Genomic DNA, 17,244 nt, shown 5'->3' on the forward strand with positions numbered 1-17,244 from the left:
AAACGTCCCTTAGCTTCTTTCCATCAGCTGAACCATCAGCATCGCTTTTGACACGATATGGCCTTGGCTGTGCACTTCAACTTCCATTTTTCCGAACTTTCGGCCAGCCTCCAAAATGCGTGGTTTGACTTCGATGACCGACTCCATCTGCACAGGCTTCAAAAAGAAAATGGTGATGCTTTCGATTACGAGCTCGCCGCGTTTTTTCGAGCGCAAAAACCGGTTTGCCGCTTGCGTCAAAATGGTCGTAAACACACCATAAGAAATTGTTCCGAGCTGGTTTGTCATCTGCGGCGTGACTTCATACTCGTAAACCGTTTGATCCTCTTTATCATCACCCTCATCTTTAAATCCCCTTGAAACGATATCATCAAGCTTCTCCCCAACCTGCGGCTGCTTTTGAATCATTTGAAGCGCTTTTAACACGTCTTGGCGGCTGATCATGCCGATCAGTTTTTGGTGGCCGTCAGTGACGGGAAGCACTTCGATCCCTTCCCATACCATCATTTGCGCAGCTGAGGCGACAGATGTTTTCCCAATAACCGTAACGGGATTTTTAGTCATGACCTTTTCGATAGGTGCGTTTCGGTCATGGCCAGCAATATCTTTTGATGTCAGGATGCCGTGGATTTTCATCTGATCATCGACAACCGGGAACCGGCCGTGCCCCGTTTCAAAGTTTTTCTCATACCATTTTTCAAGTTTATCCTTAGGCGAAAGATATACCGTACGGTCAGCCGGCGTTAAGATGTCCTCCACCAGGACAATTTCTTTTTTGATCAGCTGGTCATAAATCGCCCGGTTGATCATTGCGGCGACTGTAAAGGTGTCATAGCTTGTGGATAAAATCGGCAGCTCAAGCTCATCTGCCAGCTGCACAATGCTGTCATCCGTGTTAAAGCCCCCAGTCACCAATACAGCCGCGCCCGCTTCGAGCGCCTGTCTGTGTGCGTTGATTCTGTTTCCGACAATCAAAAGATTGCCCGCTGCGGTGTAACGCATCATCGCGTCCAGCTCCATCGCGCCGATGACGAATTTATTCAATGTCTTATGGAGTCCAGCCCGGCCTCCGAGCACCTGTCCGTCTATAACATTTACGACCTCTGCATATGTAAGCTTTTCAATATTCTCTTTTTTCTTTTGTTCAATCCTGATTGTGCCCACACGTTCAATCGTGCTGACAAACCCTTTATTCTCTGCTTCCTTGATCGCTCTGTACGCGGTCCCTTCGCTTACTTTCATTTCCTTTGCAATTCTTCGCACAGAAATTTTTTCACCGACAGGCAGTGAATCAATATACGTTAAAATTTGTTCATGCTTCGTTGCCAAGCGTTTCACCTCTAAGGACAGTCTTCTGCTTTTATTATAAGGTTTCGAAGGATTTATACGCAATGAGCGGAGAAAATAAAAAAACATCCCCTGAGAAATCAGGAGATGTTTTCACCCGTTTAAAGCTCGATCGTCTCACCGACCGCCATGACTTTACCGACTCCGCCCGGCAGGCTGTCAGCGAAGGCCTCAGGGTCTTGTTCGATGACCGGGAATGTATTGTAATGCACCGGCACGACCTGTTTTGCGCGCAGCCATTCAGCGGCAAGCTTGGCGTCTTCAGGCCCCATTGTAAAGTTATCGCCAATCGGCAGGAAGGCAATGTCAATATGATTCAATTCGCCAATAAGTTTCATATCAGAGAAAAGAGCCGTATCGCCCGCGTGGAAAATCGTTTTATCTTCTACTGTCAGCAAAATACCGGCTGGCATGCCTGTGTAAGTGATCGTTTTGTTTTCTTCATCTGTGATGGCTGATCCGTGAAAGGCCTGTGTGAGCTTCACTTTTCCAAAATCGAACTGGCGGGAGCCGCCGATGTGCATTGGATGAACATTCAAGCCTTTCCAGCCTAGGTACACGGCGAGCTCGTTCGGAGCTACAACCAGCGCGTTGTTTTGCTTGGCAATTTGCTCAGTGTCACCGACATGGTCATTGTGGCCGTGCGTTAATAAGATGACGTCTGCTTTTACATCCTCCGGCTTTATATCTGTTAACGAATTCCCTGTCAAAAACGGGTCAAATATAATATGATGATCCTTCGTTTCCACTGTGATTACAGAATGTCCGTGATATGTCACTTTCATTTCTTTCACCTCGTCACGTTATTTTGTTTTTTTATTTTCCCTTTTTATAAAGCTGAAAAACTTATGTTGTTTGATTCTTATTAATGACATTGAGGCCTCCAGTGGCTTCAATGACAGTCCCTGTCACAAGGTCTGAGTTCTCCTCACACAAGAAAGCGATAATCCGGGCAATATCCTCGCCTGTGCCGGATCTTCCTATCGGCGTTTTTTCTTTGCCGATTCGCTTTCTGGCTTCCTCTATTGATGCTTCCTTCATGTCGCCGACAATGTCACCCGGGCAAACCATGTTGGCGGTTATGCCGAATTCGGCTTCTTCAAAGGCAATTGTCTTCGTTAAAGAAGCCAAACCCACTTTCGCAGCGCCAAATGCCGACCGGTGAAGCCATCCGGGCGCGTGCGCCGCACCTTGGAATCCGTACGTGATAATGCGTCCGAATTGCTGTTTTCTCATAATAGGAATAACCGCTTTGAATAAATGAAAGACGGCGCTTAAATTACCTTCCAGCATGCCGTACCATTCATCATCAGTATAATCGGCTAACTTTTTACGTTCAAATATGTAGGGTCCCGCGTTGTTAATCAAAAAGTCGATCCTTCCGAAGCGGTTTAAGGCAGCCTCTGCAATACGCAGCAGATCTTCTTTTTTGGTGACATCACCTTTTACAAATTGCAGCCGGTCAAGACAATCAGGACAGGCTTCCTTCAGGCGGCTGACAGCCTCCTCATCCTGCCTGTAATTGACTGTTACTGAATACCCCTTTGCAAGCAACGTCTCAGTCACTTTGCGGCCTAAACCCTTCGAACCGGCAGTAATTAAAGCATGTCGCACATGAATACCTCCCAAAGCAACGTCGCCGCTTTCAATAAAGTGTTTCTTCTTCTACTTTACTATAAAAGGCCTTCAATATCACTTTTTACACTTGGACATACAAAAAAAGCTGCCTGTACAGACAGCTTATTCAGCAGAAGATGAAGGCTCCTGATCATGCATATCGACATAACCGCTTTGATATGCTTCTGAAATGAGCCTTGTTGTCTCCTGGCTTTCTTGTTCATCATATATATAGCGTTCCGGTTCTTTTTTCATTCTTCTGCCTCCCATCATTATAGAGGTAGGTTGGCTATAATGACGGGATTTTATGAAGGAAATTTTAACAAACTCCGGCTGCCACGCAAGCTTTCGCTTTTTCAAGCGCGTGCTCCACCTGTTTGAATCCGGTGCCTCCGGCGCTCATTCTTTTTTCAACTGCGTGGTAAGGGTCTAAGACAGTGTATATATCTTCTTCGAAGAGCGTGCTCGCCTGCTGAAATTCGGCAAATGGCATATCACTTAGATAGATCCCTTTTTCGATACATGTGTACACAAGTTTCCCGACTACTTCATGCGCTTCTCTGAACGGCATTCCTTTTTTCGCTAAATAATCGGCCAGTTCCGTCGCATTTGAAAAGTCTTGTTTTGTCGCTTGCTTCATGACCTCTTTGTTTACAGTCATTGTTTGAATCATGCCTGTGAAGATTTGCAGGCTGCCCTCAACTGTTTTCACTGTGTCAAACATGCCTTCTTTATCTTCCTGAAGATCTTTATTGTAAGCGAGCGGAAGACCTTTCATGATCGTAAACAGTCCCATCATATCGCCATAAACGCGTCCTGTTTTACCCCGGATCAGCTCTGCCATATCAGGGTTTTTCTTTTGCGGCATCATGCTGCTTCCCGTTGCATACGTATCGTCAAGCTCGATGAATTTAAACTCCTGAGAGCACCATAGAATGATTTCTTCAGAGAAACGGGATAGGTGCATCATCAGCATACTGCTGTTGCTTAAAAACTCCAAAATGAAATCTCTGTCGCTGACGCCGTCCAGGCTGTTTTCATAAATGGAATCAAAACCGAGCAGTTCTGCTGAATAATCACGGTCGATTGGGAAGGTTGTTCCCGCAAGTGCCCCGCAGCCTAGCGGAGATTTGTTAATCCGCTTCATTGAATCCTGAAAACGCTCCTTGTCGCGCTCCAGCATCCAGAAATACGCAAGCAAATGGTGAGCGAACGAAATCGGCTGGGCGCGCTGCAGATGAGTGTAGCCCGGCAGAATCGTTTCGACATTCGCTTCGGCCTTTTCGATCAGCGCGCTTTGGAATGCCTCAATCAGCTCGATGATGTGGCCGACATGATGTTTCAAGTATAAATGCATGTCAGTTGCCACCTGGTCATTCCGGCTTCTGCCGGTATGAAGCTTGCCGCCGAGAGGGCCAATTTCGTCAATAAGCATTTTCTCAATGTTCAAATGAATATCTTCATAATCAACTGAGAATTCCAATGCTCCCTCCTCTGCTTTTTGCAGAAGGGTATTCAGTCCCTCACGGATTTTCAGCTCTTCCTCTGCTGTCAGGATACCGCATTTTTTCAGCATGGCAGCATGTGCGAGAGACCCTGTAATGTCTTCAGTGACTAAATTTTGGTCAAATGATATAGACGCGCCGAACTCGTCGACCCATTTTTCCGGTGTTTTTTGAAATCGGCCTCCCCAAAGCTTCTTCATGCTTGAATCTGCTCCTTCTTTTTCACGATGCTGTTCACTTTTGTCGGAAGTCCCCAAAGCTCGATAAACCCGATTGCCGCATGGTGATCAAACGCATCGTCTTTTGTATATGTTGCAAGTTTTTCATCATATAGAGAGTATTCTGATTTACGACCTTCTACAATCGCATGGCCTTTAAACAGCTTCACGCGGACAATGCCTGTGACATGCTTTTGCGTTTCTTTTAAGAAAGCGTGCAGCGCGTCTTTTAACGGCGAGAACCACAAGCCGTTGTAAATGATTTCTGACATTTTTTGCTCGACGATCGGTTTAAAGTGGGCTACCTCTTTAACCAGGGTTAGATCTTCCAATTCTTTATGCGCTTTGATGAGTGTTATCGCACCAGGGCATTCGTATACTTCCCGCGATTTAATGCCGACAAGACGGTTTTCCACGTGGTCGATACGTCCGACACCGTGCGCGCCTGCCATTTCATTCAGCTTCAAAATCAGTTCAGAAAGCGAGTAGGATACGCCATCAATGGATACAGGCACACCTTGTTCAAATGCAATTTCAATCACTTCCGGCGTGTCCGGCGTTTTTTCCAGCGGAGCTGTTAAATCGTATGCACCTTCTGGCGGCGCCGCCCATGGATCTTCTAAAATGCCGCACTCATTTGCGCGTCCCCAGAGGTTTTGGTCGATTGAATAAGGGCTGTCAAGATTGATCGGAATCGGAATGCCGCGGCTTGCCGCATATTCAATTTCTTCTTCACGTGACCACTGCCATTCCCGAACCGGCGCGATCACTTCGAGGTCAGGGTTTAATGATTTAATGGATACTTCGAAACGAACCTGGTCATTTCCTTTCCCTGTGCATCCGTGCGCAATCGCCTGTGCATCTTCTTTTTCCGCGATTTCAACCAGTTTTTTTGCAATCAGCGGCCGAGATAATGCCGAAACGAGCGGATATTTTCCTTCATACATCGTGTGGGCCTGCAGAGAGATAAGCGCGTAGTCCTGTGCAAATTCTTCTTTTGCATCGATCACGTAGGAGTTTGTCGCGCCGACTTCCAGCGCTTTCTGCTGAACAAATGCCAAATCTTTGCCTTCACCGACGTCCAGGCAGCAGGCGATTACATTATATCCTTGCTCCTGGAGCCATTTTATTGCGACGGAAGTATCAAGACCTCCTGAGTATGCTAATACGACTTTTTTCTGTTCTGACATGATAAAAATCCCCTCTCAACCGTGTTTCTTTTTGTATAAAAATAAATTATATTTAATAAAAATACATTTTGTATGTATACACTTTAACAAGTACGTTTCGTTTTTTCAAGCCTTTTATAAAAAAAACTTCACCTAATTTTCAGGTGAAGTTTCGTAGTATTTATTCATTTACTTGTCTTTTCTGATTTCTCTGACCACATGTGCAAGTTCGGGAATAATCAGCTTATTCATTGCCAGCTTTACCGCGCCGCTTGAGCCTGGTGTTGAGAAAACAGCTGTATGCTGGATGACACCAGCAGTAGCTCTCGACATGATTGCGGCAGAGCCGATATCCTCTGTATAACTCAGCATCCTGAAGATTTCTCCAAAGCCGGGCAACTCTTTCGAAAACAGCGGCGTAATGGCTTCAATTGTGACGTCCCGATTTGCTATGCCTGTCCCTCCGTTTAAGAGAACCGCGTCTGTTTGTTCATCCATGCAGCCCGCAAGCACAGCCCGCTGCAAAGCATCCTTTTCGTCTTTTACAATTTCATATGCAGCAATGTGATGACCGGCTTCTTCTAAAAACGAGATCATCAGTTTGCCGCTTTTATCGGTTTCCTCTGTTCTCGTGTCACTGACTGTGATCACTTTGCACCGAACGATATCCGGAGCTTCTTGTTTATGCTCTTGAACACTCATTGGCCCACCTCTTTTAATTTTCTGTCTGTCATTATGATGCATGAACAAAAAAGCACATTCAAGAGAATGTGCTTTTCAACTGATTTATTTTGCTAAACGAACAACGTCGCGCGCAATCATGACTTCTTCATCAGTCGGAATGATCATGACTTTTACTGGAGAATGCGGATAGCTGATGAAAGCTTCCTCGCCGCGCACATTATTAAGCGCAGGATCCCAGTATACACCCATGAATTCTAAGCCGCGAAGGACGCGCTCTCTTACTTCCACACTGTTTTCACCGATACCGGCAGTAAAGATGATCGCATCTACACCACTCATTCTTGCAGCGTAAGAACCGATGTATTTGTGGATTCTGCTCGCGAAGACTTCAAGGGCAGTTTCCGCGCGCTCATTTCCTTCTTTCGTTGCTTCAACGATGTCACGAAGATCGCTTGAGAAACCGGAGATGCCGAGCAGTCCGCTTTTTTTGTTTAATGTATTCAGTACTTCGTCAGCCGTTTGGCCTGTTTTCTCCATGATGTATGGGATCAGGGCAGGGTCGATGTTTCCAGAACGTGTACCCATTGCAACACCGGCAAGCGGCGTAAAGCCCATAGATGTATCAATTGATTTGCCGCCTTCAACAGCCGCAATACTTGCGCCGTTTCCGAGGTGGCAGGAAATCAGGCGTAAGTCTTTTAACGGGCGGCCGAGAAGCTCTGCCGCGCGCTCAGTCACATATTTATGTGAAGTGCCGTGGAAGCCGTATTTACGGATGCCGAACTTTTCATAGTATTCATACGGCAGGCTGTATAGGTAAGACTGCTCAGGCATTGTTTGGTGGAATGCCGTATCAAAAACAGCAACCGCAGGAACATTTGGAAGCACTTCTTTGAACGCTTTAATTCCAACGATATTTGCCGGGTTGTGAAGCGGTGCCAATTCAGAAATATCCTCAATTTCCTTAATGGTTTCATCCGTTAATAAAACAGAATCGCTGAATTTTTCTCCGCCATGCACGACGCGGTGGCCGATTCCGTCAATTTCATTCAAATCTTTAATAATGCCGAATTCCGTTAACTTGTTCAGCAGCATTTTAACAGCTACCGCGTGATCCGGAATATCAGTTACTTCTGTATTTTTTTCGCCGTTTACAGAAATCGTGAATACGCTGTCGGCGATACCAATTCGTTCAACTAAACCCTTCGTTAAAACGGTTTCTGAAGGCATTTCGAAAAGCTGAAATTTCAAAGACGAGCTTCCTGCGTTAATTGCAATAATTTTGGACATGATTGACGCTCCTTTATACTCTGTATCAACAACTTCATTTTTCGTACTTTTTTCCCGGTGAATATCATCATCTTCCCCGAAAAATATCTGACTTTTCCATTTAAACATTGTCATGTCGGCATTTCAAGTCAACTTGTGTATTGATAACGCTTACAATAAGAAGTCGTTATTTTCAGACATATCACCTATAGATTTCGTGTTGACGAACGCTTACATGTTGCGGTTTTTCTTTCTGTATTTTGTGTTTCAAAGCTGGATTCAATTCGCCGGCCTTGTCTTCAAGTGCACAAATAAAAACAGCTTAAGCATCCATCGTATGACGGCTGCCTAAGCTGCTATTCGACACCTATTTTTCTTTTCTAAACCACTCATCGAATTGAGCCATCATATCAAGCATTGCCTTCTGATTGGAGAAAGACGGAAGATTCGCAAGCAGAATTTTACTCGGCGCTTTCGTCTCCTCTCCTTTTTTCTGAAGCACAAGAATGCTTTTGGCATGAGCCTCATCTTTAAAAATGGATTTTGGCAGCTGCAAAAGCGCGTTGATATGAACCTTATCTTTGAAAAACTGTTTCAGCTTGTCGCTTTGGGAGCTCTCAAATAAATGATTCGGGATCATAAAAAATAAGTAGCCACCCGGTTTGGTATGTTTGACGCTCTGTTCAATAAACAGATGATGCGCGAAGGAATGGCCTTCGTCCGCTTTGAGCTCAAACGCTTCTGCTCCTTCGTCATTCGGATAATAGCCGACGGGCAGATCGCATATGACAGTGTCAACAGGATCGATAAACAGCGGCTCAAGGCTGTCCTGATGGAAAAGCTCAAGCTCTTTTTTCAGAAGGTTCGCTTGGGCATACGCGATCTTCAACAGCACATCATCAATTTCAATGCCATAGCTATTTGCCGTTTTTTCAGACAGCTGGTTCAGCACGGTGAACAGAAGGTTTCCCGTTCCGACAGCCGGATCAAGAACCGTCAGTTCCTTTTGGTCCGCCATAAACTTATTCACCAAATAACTGATGAAAAGCCCGATCGTGTCCGGCGTCATTTGTCTGTTCGGATGGGAGACATCTTTCAGGCCTTTCAGGACGGCAAGCTGAAAAGCTTTGCGCACCCACTCGTGCTCATACGTGCCGAATTCCGCTTTTTCAAGCAGAGCCTGAAGCTGTTTGACTTTCTCATCAGGCAGTTTCAACTGATCCGTTTTTTCAAGAAAATACATTTCTCCCGCTTCAGCCAGCGCTTCTATATATGAAATTTGCAATTCATTCTTTATTATTATCGCGGCTTCGTTTAACAGCTCGTAAACCGCACCTACATGGTCTTTTTGCATATATGTTCCTCCTTGCCATGAAAAAAGCTCCGGCGGCAGCCTGGAGCTTTTTTCCGTGCTTACTTCACTAATGCCTTGGCAGCCTCAATTGGCTTTTCATAGTTCGGGTGGTTTGTTGCTTCGCTTACATATTCAGCGTAAACGACTTTTCCGTTCTCATCAAGGACGAATACGGAACGTGCAAGCAGACGAAGTTCTTTAATATACACACCGAATGCTTCGCCAAATGACATATCTCTGTGGTCAGACAGTGTTTCCACTTTGTCAATTCCGTTAGCACCGCACCAGCGCGCTTGTGCAAATGGAAGGTCTGCACTGATTGTATAGACGTTAACATCTCCAAGCTTTGCAGCTTCTTCGTTAAAACGGCGTGTTTGCGCATCACAAACACCTGTATCAATTGAAGGGATAACAGAAATAATCGTTACCTTTCCTTTCATATCAGCTAACGATTTTTCTTCAAGGCTGTTAGTCAGCACTGTGAAATCAGGAGCTTGATCTCCTACTTTCACTTCTTGTCCGACGAGTGTAACCGGACCGCCTTTAAATGTAATTTCAGCCATTATAATTCCTCCCTTTTGTATGTATGACTCTATCATAGTAAAGTTTCCTGTAAACTGCAAAGTATATGCCAAAAAAAAGTTAACTGCGGCGGCCGCAGTTAACCTTCTTTAATAATTCATATTGTTCATTTGGTTTTGATTTTGGCCTTGGCCCTGACCTTGGTTCTTGTTATTTTTCTTGAACATTTGCTGGATGCGTTCAAGGGTTTGAGGGGCTGCGTCTAAAATTTTCTCAATCAAATGGGTATTTTCATCTAAATGAAGCATTCTGATTCCTGTCGATCCGACAATTAAAAACGCGATCGGCGTAATGGACACACCGCCCCCGCTTCCGCCTCCGAAAGGAAGTTTTTGTTCTCTTGTCTCATCGTCTTCCGATTTCTTTTCTGCCGGCTTTCCGCCAAACTCGCTTCCGCCTGCGGCGAATCCGAATCCAACTTTAGAAACGGTTAAAATCACGCTTCCATCCGGCGTTTCAACCGGATCTCCAATAATGGTGTTAACATCAATCATTTCCTTCAAGTTTTCCATTGCGGTTTTCATTAAACCTTGGATGGGATGGTCTGCCATATACGCTTCCTCCTTAAACTGATGAATCATTCTTTGAAGTCATTCGGGACGACGGATTCTTCTTTAATACGGATAGCTCCCGTCCGTATTTGACGAATTTGAAAGCTGCAAGCATAGCATGTCCAAAGCGAAAAAAGAATATACACTGAAGATGGGTCTTGGAGACAGGGACTTGAAACGATGGAATCACTTCATAGACGGGTTTATTCACAAAGTCCAGATGGTCATACAGCATCGCAGCGATGCCGCCTTTCACACCCCATACAGCACCTGTTAACACACCTGTCACTGCCGCGTCGTGAATACCGACAACTGTGACCCATTCGAGTTTTGTGATATGCAAATGCGCCAGAATAGAGGCGCTGGTTTTTCTTAAATTAGTAACTCGATGCACTAGCATTTCAATTTTATTAATGCTTTGCTGTACATCATCAAACGTAATTTTTTTCTTGCTGCTGCTTTTTTTTACTTTCGATGTTGATTTTTGTTTGATATCAACTGTTCCGTCCTCTTTATTCACCTTAATCGCCGGAATTGTTTTTTTGATCCGTATGAGGCCAAACAGCGTCGTAATATTCAAGGTCAGTTTGTCGTTATCATCGGCATGAAGAAACTCCATCGCGACATGGATTTTCATTCTGAAAAGCAGCACGATACCTATAAGAATAAGAATGGCTGTCAGCACATATACCATATTCTTCACTTCCTCTAGGAGCATTATCGCCAATTCAGAAAAAAATAAACCCGGACGAGGTCCGGGTTTATCGGTTATTTGCTGTATAGTTTTTCATGCACCACAGTTGTATCCGCAATATAATCATGAATCCCCTGCTTTGTGGGTGAAAAAGCAACGACGATATATAAAATCCAAATCTTATCAATATACCGTCCGACTACTTCACGAAAAATCACTGTGCTCCATGACAGTTTGCGATCCGGCTTCATAGAAACCACTTTGAGGCCGAACACCATCTTTCCAAGCGTCTGCCTAAAAAACTTTGTCATCAGCGCAAAATAGGCAAGATAAACAACAAGCGTAGTCACACTGTAGGCCGAGAAGGTAAACATGCCGGATGTTTTCGGCAGATCCAATACGGTAAAGAGGGGAGAAACAAGTAAATGGTTTAATCCCCATACAACGAGCCAATCAAGCAGGAAAGCCCAGAAACGAACCCAAAAGCCAGCATAGGCGTGTGTCAGCCGCTCTGCTTCTTGCGGGCTTGTGATGTCATTGTGCTCTAACTCTTCATATGTCACATCCATTATTGATCCCTCCTACTTCGCATAGAGATACATCATTCTCGGCGAACCGGATTGTGAAAGAATTTCTCTCATATTCAGAAAATCAATTTCACTCTTAAACATTTTGTTCGCGCCCATGGAAAACAGTGAGCCTAATCCGAAGCTTTCCTCGTAAGAAATGACAGAGGCGTTTTTCAAATCCTTATGATCCTTTTTCATCGCTGAAATGGTATCGTCATAAAAACCAAGCTCATCAACGAGATTCAGCTTTTTCGCCTGCCGTCCGTCATACACGCGTCCGTCCGCAATTTTCTTTACCTCTGCTTTCGACATGCCGCGGCCTTCTGAAATGACATCAACAAAGCCTTCATACGAATGATCAACCATGGATTGCATGATGTTCTTTTCTTCTTTTGTCATCTCACGGGAAGGAGACATAATATCCTTATGGGCCCCGCTCTTAATTGTTTCAAAAGAAATGCCGAGCTTATCAGCAAGCTTTGAATAATTGACGCTTTCCATAATGACGCCGAGTGACCCAGTCAGGGTTTCCGGTGTCGCAAAAATCTTATCAGCCGCCGTTGAGATGTAATAGCCGCCGGATGCTGCCATCGATCCCATCGACACGTAAATCGGTTTTTTTGTTTCTTTCTTGATTTCTTCCAGCTTCTTATGTATTTCAGCACTTTCATATACTCCGCCGCCCGGAGAATTCACCTTCAGAACGATGCCTTTAACCGCCTTGTCATCTTTTGCACGCTCAAGGTTTTTTAAGAACGTTCTGTGGTTATATCCGTCTGAACCGAGCAGACTGCTTGAATCCCCATTATCCTGAATGGTGCCGCTGACCTCCAATACGGCAATTTTACTTGAAAGACTGCCGTTTTCCAGCGTCTTTTCCTGAGATTCATCTGTCAGTGATGTGAGATCCGTTTGAGCGCCTTTGACGCTTTCAAAGAAACTCATTGAGATGCTGACGATGATGGACACGCCGAAAATCCCCAGGGCAATCACTAATGCAATCCATCTTTTTGCATTCATTTTTTTCTCCTCCTTTTTCCCAAACTCTCTCATTATACGATTTAATAAGAAAAATGTTTCATTTGATGAGAAAGCTCTGGCTTAACGGGCTGCCGGCAAACGTGGTACACTTATGGCCAAAGGTATTTTATCACAAATACTGGATGGCAGAAAAACTTAAATATGACAGCAAAGGGGAAATGGGATATGACCGATCAACGCCGTAATGTTTATTTTTTTCACAAACAGGACCAGGAAACAAACGAACAAGCTAACTCTTTAACGCAATTGGCTGAAGAGCATGGATTTACAGTTGTGAATCAGCACTCAGACGCCAATATCATTGCTAGCATTGGCGGGGACGGCACATTTTTGCAGGCAGTCAGAAAGACGAATTTCCGTGACGACTGCTTGTACGTCGGCATTACCAAAAAGGGGAAAGCTCATTTATATTGCGACTTTCATAGTGATGAGCGTGAAAAAATGGTCGATGCGATGACGTTTGAACAAATTGAAGTCAGAAAATATCCGCTGATTGAAGTGACAGTGGATAACGCCAGTCCTTTTCATTGCCTAAACGAGGTTTCCATCCGTTCAAGCATCATTAAAACCTTTGTGATGGACGTGCTGATTGATGATCTGCACTTTGAAACGTTTAGAGGTGACGGGATGATTATCTCAACGCCTACAGGCAGCACCGCATATAACAAGTCTGTTGCAGGAGCGGTTGTTGATCCGCTGCTCCCATGCATGCAGGTATCTGAGCTTGCTTCTCTTAACAATAACACCTACCGGACACTTGGCTCGCCATTTGTCCTCAGCTCTGACCGAAAGCTGACCCTTCGTGTGGTACAAGACGGCAATGAGCACCCAATCATTGGCTTAGACAATGAAGCACTCAGCACGAGGAATGTGAAAACGATCGAAATCAAACTGTCCGACAAGAAAATCAAAACAGTCAAACTAAAGGACAATTCATTTTGGGAGAAAGTGAAACGTACTTTTTTATAGAAAATGAAAAGGACAGGCTTCCCGCCTGTCCTTTTATTATTTCTCATATACAATCTGGCCGTTAATTACGGTTTTTTCAATGTCTAAAAGATGAAGCTTTACAGGGTCAATTGCAAAAGGATCCTCGCTGAGAATCGTAAAATCCGCGTCATAGCCTTCGGCAATTTTTCCGCGTGATGTCTCTTTATAAATGATTCCTGCGCTTCCTTCTGTATAGAGCTTAATTGCTTCATATACAGTTAAACATTCGCTTTCATAATAGCTTGGCCCGTTCTGTTCATGACTGCTTTTCCGGAGCACCGCGGACTGGATGCCAAGAAGCGGGTCAACAGGCTCAATCGGGGCGTCTGAACCGCCCGCGCATAAAATGCCTTTAGACATCAGCGTTTTCCACGCAAAGGCTGTATTCATCCGGTCTTTTCCGAGACGGTCAATCACCCAAGGAAAATCACTGGCGACAAAATGAGGCTGAAGATCAAGTGCGATCGGCATGCGCGCTGCTTTTTCGATTAATTCGTCATTCAGCACTTGAGCATGAATCAGCCGATCATGCCGGCCGTTTTTGGGCGGATGCTTTTCTATTGCGTTCAGCACTTTTTCAAAAGCTAGGTCGCCGATTGCATGAACCGCAACTTCCATGCCTTTTTCTCTCGCTTTTCGAATGAGCTGGCCAAGGGTTTCGTCATCATGAACTTGAACACCATTAGTGGATGGATCGTCCTGATATGGTTCTTTCAATAAAGCCGTTCTTCCGCCAAGCGCCCCGTCTGCAAAGATTTTCATCGCACCGAACTCCACATACGGGCCTGACGGCTTCTCCAGCTGCTCCCATCGATCTACTGCTTCGTGATGAACGAGCAAATGACAGCGGAACGGATACTTTCCGCTAGCGGCAGCTTTCTCATAAGCTTTCATCGGCACCGAAACATCACCATAATAGGACAAGTCTTCCGAATGTCCGCCCGTCAGGCCTTTTGTCCAGCAGTCCTCTATTGCAGCCGTAAGCGCCTCATCAACATAGTGCTGGGAGACTGGCGGGACAGCCTTCAGAATCAAATCCTGCGCCTTATCAAACAGAAGCCCGGTCGGCTCACCGTTTGCATCTTTTACAATGACTCCGCCATCAGGATCAGGAGTGTTTCTGGAAATCCCTGCCGCTTGAAGAGCCGCAGAATTGACGGCTATCGCATGCCGACATATTCGTTTAAGCAAGACGGGCCTGTCTGGAAATAAGCGATCAAGATCATGCTTAACCAAATAGTCAGGTGTCTCAAACTGATTTTCATTCCAGCCCTCTCCAATGAGCCAATCGCCTTCAGGAAGCTGCTGCTCTCTTTCCTTGGCAGCCTGCAAAATAGCTTCTTTTGACGTTAGTGCGGACAGATCGAGCTGAAGCTGTTTCTCACCGTGGCCGATCAAATGTAAATGGCTGTCGACAAAACCGGGAAACATCACTGCTCCGTTCAGGCTGATTTCTTCTGTTTCCGGGGACCCGTACTTTTTCTTTAGACGTTCATAGCTGCCAGTGCCCTTTATGACACCATCCTCGACATAGACTGCCTCTGTCAGATCGCCTTCTTCGAGCATCGTATAAATGAAACCGCCGTGCCATATCGCCTTCATTCACGTTCACTCTCTTTCTTTACGCCTTTTTATTGGCTTTGAGCTGTTCTTCACGTTTTCTTAATTCCACTCGTCTGATTTTTGCAGAAGCTGTTTTCGGCAGGCTTTCCACAAATTCAATTTCTCTCGGATATTTGTATGGAGCGGTAATGGTCTTCACGTGATTTTGCAGCATTTTGACAAGCTCATCACTGCGTTTTGCGTGATCTTGCAGGACAACGTACGCCTTAACGATGGAGCCTCTGATTTCATCAGGGCTTGCGACCACAGCACATTCTTTTACTTCAGGGTGCTTAACAAGCGCGTCTTCCACTTCGAATGGCCCGATCGTGTAGCCAGAGCTAATAATGATATCGTCATTTCGGCTTTCAAACCAGAAGTAACCTTCCTCATCTTTTTTTGCTCTGTCTCCTGTTAGGAAATAATCGCCGCGAATTTGTGTTTTCATTCTTTCAGGGTCTTTGTAATATTCTTTAAAGAGTGCCGGCGTGCTAAGGTGAACTGCGATATCGCCAACCTCACCAGATTTGCAGATTTCACCGTCTTCATTAATGATCTCCACCTGATTTCCTGGTGTCGGTTTTCCCATGCTTCCCGGTTTAATATCCATATCTTTCAAGACACCGACTAAAAGCGTGCTTTCTGTTTGGCCATACCCGTCCCGCACCTTAATGCCGAAGTGCTTTTGGAACACATCAATGACTTCACGGTTAAGCGGCTCGCCTGCGGACACAGCGCTGTGCAGGGCAGAAAGATCATACCGGTCCAAGCCTTCGACCTTCGCCATTAAGCGGTATTCCGTTGGCGTACAGCAAAAGACATTGATTTTGTAGCGGTTTAAAAGTTCTAAATATTTTTCTGCTTTGAATCTGCCGTGGTACACAAAACCCGTTGCTCCACTGCCGAGTACCGCTAAAAACGGGCTCCACACCCACTTTTGCCAGCCAGGGGCAGCAGTCGCCCAGACGATATCCTTTTCAGAAATATCAAGCCAAGCGCCGGCAGATGTTTTTAAATGAGCAAATGCCCATCCGTGTGTATGTACAACACCTTTAGGCTGACCTGTTGTTCCGGATGTATAAGATAAGAAAGCCATATCTTCTCTTGTTGTGTCAGCTGTTTGGAATCGGCTTCCGTCCGCTTTAATCGATAAGAGATTTTTCCAGCCGGCATCGTTTTCGCCAATAGACAGTTTAATCAGTTTGTCAGCCGTACTGACATCACGGAAAGCGCCGATAAATTCAGAGTAGACGATGGCGCCTTTCACTTCTGCATGTTCAATCCGGTATTCAAGATCTTTCGCACGAAGCATTTCCGAGCACGGAATGACAACCATTCCTGATTTCAGGATAGCCAAATAAACAGCATAGGCTTCAAGCACCCGCGGAACCATTACAATCAGCTTGTCTCCCTTTTTAAATCCAAGGTCAGCCAAAGCCGCTCCAATTTTATTTGTTTCTTCCATCAGCTTTTCATATGACCAAGATTTTTGCTTGCCTGACTCATCCTCCCATAGAAGAGCGGTTTTTTGTCCAGCGGCACTGAACTTTTCCATTTCATTCACTAAATTATATTGCATAGGGGCAATTAAATCTTCTCGTTTTAACACGAACAACTCCTCACTTTCTTCACCCATTATACATAAATACAGGCTCTTTCCGTAAGGATATGCCTAAAAACAAGCTCTGTAAACATAGGTTTTTATAGGCCGCTGGTCCTTTTTTATACATATAACACGAAAAAGAGTGGGGATACCCCCACTCCTAAAGCCATTATGTGAAATTGTAAATTAGAATTGTCCTCCGCCCATGTTTTGTTGAGCAAAAGATACAAGACGTTTTGTGATCTCTCCTCCAACAGAACCGTTAGCGCGAGAAGTTGTTTCTGCTCCAAGGTTTACACCGAATTCAGAAGCGATTTCTAATTTCATTTGGTCGATCGCTTGAGCAGCTCCTGGTACTAAAAGGTTGTTGCTGTTACCTGAGTTATTGTTAGCCATGTGTCTCACCTCCTTGTGAGTATAGAATGTGTTAAAACACATGGCTTCATTCA

The 17,244-nt window shown here is 45.0% G+C and carries 18 protein-coding genes; 1 reads left to right on the forward strand and 17 read right to left on the reverse strand.

Annotation, left to right across the window (positions count from 1 at the left end):
• Window positions 1-9: 9 nt before the first annotated feature.
• From GYO_RS36725 to sppA, 14 genes are all read right to left on the reverse strand, one after another.
• Entirely contained in the window at window positions 10-1,329 is a 1,320-nt protein-coding gene (locus GYO_RS36725) for a CBS domain-containing protein (RefSeq protein ID WP_014114761.1), read from the reverse strand.
• A 119-nt stretch (window positions 1,330-1,448) separates the two neighbouring features.
• On the reverse strand, window positions 1,449-2,132 hold the full coding sequence (locus tag GYO_RS36730) for a metal-dependent hydrolase (RefSeq protein ID WP_014114762.1): 684 nt from the start codon (window positions 2,130-2,132) through the stop codon (window positions 1,449-1,451).
• Between the two features lie 61 nt (window positions 2,133-2,193).
• A complete protein-coding gene (locus tag GYO_RS36735) occupies window positions 2,194-2,961 on the reverse strand; it encodes an SDR family oxidoreductase (RefSeq protein ID WP_014114763.1) in 768 nt (255 codons plus the stop codon).
• A gap of 126 nt (window positions 2,962-3,087) precedes the next feature.
• Window positions 3,088-3,219 carry a hypothetical protein gene (locus GYO_RS44245; RefSeq protein ID WP_003223517.1) on the reverse strand — a complete coding sequence of 44 codons (132 nt, stop codon included), beginning with the start codon at window positions 3,217-3,219 and terminating at the stop codon, window positions 3,088-3,090.
• 64 nt (window positions 3,220-3,283) lie between these two features.
• Window positions 3,284-4,669: an argininosuccinate lyase gene (gene argH, locus GYO_RS36745; RefSeq protein WP_014114765.1), complete on the reverse strand. Its 1,386-nt coding sequence runs from the start codon at window positions 4,667-4,669 to the stop codon at window positions 3,284-3,286.
• Window positions 4,666-5,877 (reverse strand): argininosuccinate synthase, encoded by a 1,212-nt coding sequence (locus GYO_RS36750; RefSeq protein WP_014114766.1) that lies wholly within the window; start codon window positions 5,875-5,877, stop codon window positions 4,666-4,668. The genes argH and GYO_RS36750 overlap by 4 nt, the downstream gene beginning before the upstream one ends.
• 168 nt (window positions 5,878-6,045) lie before the next feature.
• Window positions 6,046-6,558, reverse strand: a complete 513-nt coding sequence (locus GYO_RS36755; RefSeq protein ID WP_014114767.1) for a MogA/MoaB family molybdenum cofactor biosynthesis protein — start codon at window positions 6,556-6,558, stop codon at window positions 6,046-6,048.
• Between the two features lie 84 nt (window positions 6,559-6,642).
• A complete protein-coding gene (locus tag GYO_RS36760) occupies window positions 6,643-7,830 on the reverse strand; it encodes an acetate kinase (RefSeq protein WP_003223511.1) in 1,188 nt (395 codons plus the stop codon).
• 346 nt (window positions 7,831-8,176) lie between these two features.
• Window positions 8,177-9,163, reverse strand: a complete 987-nt coding sequence (locus GYO_RS36765; protein ID WP_014114769.1) for a class I SAM-dependent methyltransferase — start codon at window positions 9,161-9,163, stop codon at window positions 8,177-8,179.
• 59 nt (window positions 9,164-9,222) lie between these two features.
• Window positions 9,223-9,726 (reverse strand): thiol peroxidase, encoded by a 504-nt coding sequence (gene tpx, locus GYO_RS36770; protein ID WP_003223506.1) that lies wholly within the window; start codon window positions 9,724-9,726, stop codon window positions 9,223-9,225.
• Window positions 9,727-9,834: 108 nt separating this feature from the next.
• Entirely contained in the window at window positions 9,835-10,296 is a 462-nt protein-coding gene (gene ytfJ / locus GYO_RS36775) for a GerW family sporulation protein (protein ID WP_014114770.1), read from the reverse strand.
• 13 nt (window positions 10,297-10,309) lie between these two features.
• Complete coding sequence (locus GYO_RS36780; RefSeq protein ID WP_014114771.1) at window positions 10,310-10,990, reverse strand: DUF2953 domain-containing protein; 681 nt, start codon at window positions 10,988-10,990, stop codon at window positions 10,310-10,312.
• Window positions 10,991-11,064: 74 nt separating this feature from the next.
• Window positions 11,065-11,559, reverse strand: coding sequence for an RDD family protein (locus GYO_RS36785; RefSeq protein WP_014114772.1), 495 nt, complete (start codon window positions 11,557-11,559; stop codon window positions 11,065-11,067).
• Window positions 11,560-11,571: 12 nt separating this feature from the next.
• Window positions 11,572-12,579, reverse strand: coding sequence for a signal peptide peptidase SppA (sppA, locus tag GYO_RS36790; protein WP_014114773.1), 1,008 nt, complete (start codon window positions 12,577-12,579; stop codon window positions 11,572-11,574).
• A gap of 186 nt (window positions 12,580-12,765) precedes the next feature.
• Here sppA and GYO_RS36795 point away from each other — a divergent pair, with 186 nt between their 5' ends.
• Window positions 12,766-13,569: an NAD kinase gene (locus GYO_RS36795; RefSeq protein ID WP_014114775.1), complete on the forward strand. Its 804-nt coding sequence runs from the start codon at window positions 12,766-12,768 to the stop codon at window positions 13,567-13,569.
• A 36-nt stretch (window positions 13,570-13,605) separates the two neighbouring features.
• On the opposite strand, the gene GYO_RS36800 is transcribed toward GYO_RS36795, so the two are convergent.
• The 3 genes from GYO_RS36800 to sspA all read right to left on the reverse strand — a co-directional run bounded on the left by GYO_RS36800 (window position 13,606) and on the right by sspA (window position 17,191).
• Window positions 13,606-15,192, reverse strand: a complete 1,587-nt coding sequence (locus GYO_RS36800; protein ID WP_014114776.1) for an amidohydrolase — start codon at window positions 15,190-15,192, stop codon at window positions 13,606-13,608.
• A 19-nt stretch (window positions 15,193-15,211) separates the two neighbouring features.
• Window positions 15,212-16,801, reverse strand: coding sequence for an acyl-CoA synthetase MbcS (mbcS, locus tag GYO_RS36805; RefSeq protein WP_014114777.1), 1,590 nt, complete (start codon window positions 16,799-16,801; stop codon window positions 15,212-15,214).
• Between the two features lie 180 nt (window positions 16,802-16,981).
• On the reverse strand, window positions 16,982-17,191 hold the full coding sequence (gene sspA / locus GYO_RS36810) for an alpha type acid-soluble spore protein SspA (protein ID WP_014114778.1): 210 nt from the start codon (window positions 17,189-17,191) through the stop codon (window positions 16,982-16,984).
• Window positions 17,192-17,244 lie beyond the last annotated feature (53 nt).

Origin of the sequence: Bacillus spizizenii TU-B-10 (assembly GCF_000227465.1) — a bacterium.
GTDB lineage: Bacteria > Bacillota > Bacilli > Bacillales > Bacillaceae > Bacillus > Bacillus spizizenii.

Bases quoted from the DNA above. Each gene is read 5' to 3' on its own strand.
- tpx (WP_003223506.1), bottom strand. From the start codon at position 9,726: ATGGCTGAAATTACATTTAAAGGCGGTCCGGTTACACTCGTCGGACAA.
- GYO_RS44245 (WP_003223517.1), bottom strand. From the start codon at position 3,219: ATGAAAAAAGAACCGGAACGCTATATATATGATGAACAAGAAAGCCAG.
- argH (WP_014114765.1), bottom strand. From the start codon at position 4,669: ATGAAGAAGCTTTGGGGAGGCCGATTTCAAAAAACACCGGAAAAATGG.
- GYO_RS36780 (WP_014114771.1), bottom strand. From the start codon at position 10,990: ATGGTATATGTGCTGACAGCCATTCTTATTCTTATAGGTATCGTGCTG.
- GYO_RS36800 (WP_014114776.1), bottom strand. From the start codon at position 15,192: ATGAAGGCGATATGGCACGGCGGTTTCATTTATACGATGCTCGAAGAA.
- GYO_RS36730 (WP_014114762.1), bottom strand. From the start codon at position 2,132: ATGAAAGTGACATATCACGGACATTCTGTAATCACAGTGGAAACGAAG.
- GYO_RS36755 (WP_014114767.1), bottom strand. From the start codon at position 6,558: ATGAGTGTTCAAGAGCATAAACAAGAAGCTCCGGATATCGTTCGGTGC.
- GYO_RS36785 (WP_014114772.1), bottom strand. From the start codon at position 11,559: ATGGATGTGACATATGAAGAGTTAGAGCACAATGACATCACAAGCCCG.
- sppA (WP_014114773.1), bottom strand. From the start codon at position 12,579: ATGAATGCAAAAAGATGGATTGCATTAGTGATTGCCCTGGGGATTTTC.
- ytfJ (WP_014114770.1), bottom strand. From the start codon at position 10,296: ATGGCAGACCATCCCATCCAAGGTTTAATGAAAACCGCAATGGAAAAC.
- GYO_RS36765 (WP_014114769.1), bottom strand. From the start codon at position 9,163: ATGCAAAAAGACCATGTAGGTGCGGTTTACGAGCTGTTAAACGAAGCC.
- sspA (WP_014114778.1), bottom strand. From the start codon at position 17,191: ATGGCTAACAATAACTCAGGTAACAGCAACAACCTTTTAGTACCAGGA.
- GYO_RS36795 (WP_014114775.1), top strand. From the start codon at position 12,766: ATGACCGATCAACGCCGTAATGTTTATTTTTTTCACAAACAGGACCAG.
- GYO_RS36750 (WP_014114766.1), bottom strand. From the start codon at position 5,877: ATGTCAGAACAGAAAAAAGTCGTATTAGCATACTCAGGAGGTCTTGAT.
- GYO_RS36760 (WP_003223511.1), bottom strand. From the start codon at position 7,830: ATGTCCAAAATTATTGCAATTAACGCAGGAAGCTCGTCTTTGAAATTT.